The 2,474-nt window shown below is 63.1% G+C and carries 2 protein-coding genes; both read right to left on the reverse strand.

The genetic code is table 11. From position 1 onward, the window contains the following. Positions 1-238: 238 nt before the first annotated feature. Complete coding sequence (locus tag WMO66_RS00295) at positions 239-2,278, reverse strand: zinc-ribbon domain-containing protein (protein WP_349134412.1); 2,040 nt, start codon at positions 2,276-2,278, stop codon at positions 239-241. Continuing rightward, positions 2,275-2,474, reverse strand: a 200-nt coding sequence (locus WMO66_RS00300) for a hypothetical protein (protein ID WP_349134413.1), incomplete at its 5' end; no start/stop codon positions are given. The genes WMO66_RS00295 and WMO66_RS00300, both read right to left, overlap by 4 nt.

Genomic DNA, 2,474 nt, shown 5'->3' on the forward strand with positions numbered 1-2,474 from the left:
GACGCAATTGGTGCATACCATTTTATCGGCAGCTGGTTCGCATCGGCAGTGCCTTCCCGAGATTGCACCCCAAGGGCACTTCCTCGCGCTTCGCGCTCAGGGCGCCGCGGCCCCGCTGGGGCCTCGCAATGACAAATCGAGAGTGTTTACCGTTTTGACGATAGCCCGCTTCTTGCGTCGGAGCAGTGCCGGGTCCGGCTGTCCGCTCCCCTACACCGGACTGTGCGATTGGTGTTTCTCAGTCCACGCGCTCGAACACCATCGGGTATTCCGAGCCGAACATTCCGCCCCAGTCGCCGCTTTCCTCGTCCTGCGGCGGCGTCAGATAGAGCTTGTTGTCCTCCACGGAATAGTAGAGGATATCCTCCCAGTCCTCCCCGCTCTGCGTCAGGTAGAGGATGCCGTTCGAGGCCGTATAGGTCCCGGATGAGCCGTCCACATCGAGCTGCAAACCGGCAAAAGCCTGTTTCAGCAGCGCCTCCTGATCGGGATACTTCTCACACAGCGCGTCCTCCAGCGCATTGAGCTCTTCCCGGAGCGCCTTCGCGTCATAGTCCATGTGATAACTGCCGTCCTCCCCGAATGTAACGAGCATCGTCATCACCGTGGGATCATCCATCTGCAGATCCAGGCCGAGCGCATCGTTGAGCGCATCGAGCAGATCCGGCGTCAGATCGACCTGCGCCTTCCATGTCCCGGTAAGTACCGCATCCGTCTCGCCCGCCGTCATGTCGCCGCCGTAGAGAAGCCGCGCGATCTGTGCGCCGATGCTCTTCTCCAGCGCCGTCAGCTCGTCCTCGGAGAGGTCGAACAGGCCGACGGGGCTGTCCGAAAGGGCCTCGGGCTGTGTCTCCAGTGCTGCCCAGTGAAGGTCAAGCGTCGCCTTTGCGTCAAGCTGGTCCGGCAGGTCCAGCGTCACGCCAAGCTGCGCGCCGCCGTCCTCCGTGCCGTAGTTCATCGTGAGCAGGTCGAGCTTCTCTGCACCAAAGCCCGTCGACAGGCGGGCCGTCAGGCTCTGCGCCGCGTCATCCAGCACAAGCTGCAGACCATAGCTGCCGGTCTCGTCGCCGACGGCGAGCGTCAGAAGGCCATTCTGACCGGTAAGGCCGCAGACAAACAGGATCTCCGGCTCCGCATCGTCCTCGGCCGACCAGGCCTCGACCCGGTTCCACGGATTATCCGTCCCGGCGAGCCGGATGCTGACCGTAATGTCCGTTCCGGACTCCTGCACCGTTATCTCCCAGGCGCGGACCATGCCGTCGCCGTCCACCGAGACATGCAGCGGCGTGCGCACGCTGTCGATCAGCTCGCCAATCACGGTATCTGTGCTCATCTTCACGCCCATATTGACGGTGAAATCGATCTCATAGGCATCGCAGAAGGCTCTGCACAGGCGCGTGAGCTGCTTTTTGCTGAAGTCGATGTCGTAATTCGTGACCGGCACGCTGCGCCCGTCCAGCGCCAGGACGGACGTCCCGGCCTTCGTGACCTTCAGGCTGTCGCCGAAGGTTCGGAGCTTATCCTGCAGATCAGCAGACAGAGCCGGGTCTCTGGCGGTCTCCTCCGGGAACAGATCAAGGTCCTCCAGCGAGCCGAGCTCACCCAGCATTTCGCCGAGGGCGGAATCGGCATAGGCCTCGGCAACGCCGTGCGCCGGGATGCTGTAGACCTCGTCCGTGATGCCGGGCAGCGTGAGCTGCAGCTCCTCCGCATCGCCGTAGAACGAAATGGGCAGCGTCCCCTCCCCCCACGGCACGGTCAGCTCAGCCGTGCCGCCGAGGCGGCGCGTCGCATTGTCGCGCTGCGAATAGAGCTCGGCCGCGAGCGTTTCGCCGTTGGATTCAAACGTGAGCGTGGCCGTCAGCGCGCGCTGCTCACTCAGCGGGCCCCGCAGCGTCTCGGCAAAGGCCATCAGCTTCTCCGGGCGGCCGACCTCCGTCTCGAGGGCAGCGGCCGTCTTCTGCCATGCGCGCTGCACGCGGGCCTCGGGCGCATTCCACACGAGGAAGTAATACAGCGCTCCGGCGGCCAGCGCCAGCACAACGACCGGGAGCAGGATCCAGAGCCAGATCCGCTTTTTGCGCTTTTTCGGCGGCTCCGGCGGCAGGGCCTCTCCGGGCATGACCGGCATTTCCGGCGCAGGCTCCGGCATTTCGGGCATTACGGCCGACTCGGGCATCGCCGGTTCCGTTTCCGGCGGGTCGAGCGGGCTGCCGCAGGCGGTGCAGAAGCGCACGTCATCGACAAGCGGCGCGCCGCAGTTATGACAATACTTCATAATTTTCCCTTTCTCTGTTTCCCTGTCAGAATAATGGTATCATGGTTTGTCAAGGAAGCTCTGGATAAATCAGCAAAAGCGGATGGCGAGAGATTTTTGGGCAAGTCGAGGTACGGAACGTGCAGTTGTACTTTGTGTACCCGCAAGGGGCATGCCGCATCCGTAAGGCGGCAAAGCCGCCAACGGCTGCGCAATA

This window comes from Faecousia intestinalis (genome assembly GCF_040096185.1).
Lineage (GTDB): Bacteria > Bacillota > Clostridia > Oscillospirales > Oscillospiraceae > JAZOXB01.

Excerpts from the sequence above, each read along its gene's own strand:
- WMO66_RS00295 (WP_349134412.1), bottom strand. The coding sequence starts at position 2,278 with ATGAAGTATTGTCATAACTGCGGCGCGCCGCTTGTCGATGACGTGCGC.